This window comes from Pseudomonas sp. P5_B2, from assembly GCF_056400445.1.
Map to the genome: position 1 here is coordinate 1 of NZ_JBFULH010000927.1, position 1,292 is coordinate 1,292.

Genomic DNA, 1,292 nt, shown 5'->3' on the forward strand with positions numbered 1-1,292 from the left:
GGGGTTATGTGATGGGTTTTAGATTCCGGCCAGGGCCAGGTCCATCGCGAAGTAAGTGAAGATCAAATCCGCCCCCGCTCGCTTTATCGCGCCAAGGCTTTCTCGTACCACTCGATCCTCATCAATCGCCCCTGCCTGCGCCGCGAATTTGATCATCGCGTATTCGCCGCTGACCTGATAAGCCGACAGCGGCAAACGCGAAACCTCGCGGATGTCGCGGATGATGTCCAGGTACGCGCCGGCCGGCTTGACCATCAGTGCGTCAGCGCCTTCCTGCTCGTCCATCAGCGATTCGCGCACCGCTTCGCGGCGGTTCATCGGGTTCATCTGATAGCTTTTGCGGTCGCCCTTGAGCGCGCTGCCGCCGGCTTCGCGGAACGGGCCGTAGAGCGCCGAAGCGAACTTGGTCGAATAGGCCATGATCGCCGTCTGACTGAACCCCGCGTCATCCAGCGCCCGGCGAATCGCCTGGACCTGCCCGTCCATGGCCGCTGACGGGGCAATCACATCAGCGCCGGCCCGCGCCGCCGCCACGGCTTGTTTGCCAAGGTTGATCAGGGTCTGGTCGTTATCGACTTCGTGGTTGTGCATCACGCCGCAATGACCGTGATCGGTGTATTCGCAGAAGCAGGTGTCGGACATCACGATCATCTCCGGCACGGCATCCTTGGCGATTCTCGACATGCGCGACACCAGCCCGTTGTCGCTCCAGGTGTCGCTGCCGCTGCTGTCCAGATGATGCGACACGCCGAAGGTCATGACCGACTTGATGCCGGCGCGGGCGTAACGCTCGATCTCGCCGGCCAGTTTCGACTCCGGAATACGCATCACACCGGGCATGCTGTTGATCGGCACGAAATCGTCTATTTCTTCCTCGACGAAAATCGGCAGCACCAGATCGTTCAGACTGAATTCGGTTTCCTGGAACAGGCTGCGCAGGCTCGCATTGCGGCGCAGACGACGAGGACGTGCTTCGGGGAACTGACTGGACATGGGCATTCCTGAAAAACGGAGGACAAGACAAACGTCGTAGGGGGCGAAGCTTATGCCCTGCAAGGTGCAAGGCACAAACCTCAGGCACGGAAAAAACCCTTACCGGTTCGGCAATAATCCCCGCATCCAACACAGCCCTTGTAGCAGCTGCCGAGCCTGCGAGGCTGCGTCCGGCCGCGAAGCGATCGCAAAACCTGCAACCGTTTTCTTTCAGTCAAACCGCGTTCACCGGACTGCGACCGCTTCGCGGCCGGACGCAGCCTCGCGCTGCTCGTCAGCTGCTACGAATCCCCTCAACC

At 60.8% G+C, this 1,292-nt stretch carries 1 protein-coding gene; it reads right to left on the reverse strand.

Translation table 11 applies throughout. The features are described 5' to 3' along the window. Positions 1-18: 18 nt before the first annotated feature. Positions 19-993 carry a porphobilinogen synthase gene (hemB, locus tag AC1DRJ_RS28060; RefSeq protein ID WP_223518514.1) on the reverse strand — a complete coding sequence of 325 codons (975 nt, stop codon included), beginning with the start codon at positions 991-993 and terminating at the stop codon, positions 19-21. Between the last annotated feature and the right edge of the window lie 299 nt (positions 994-1,292).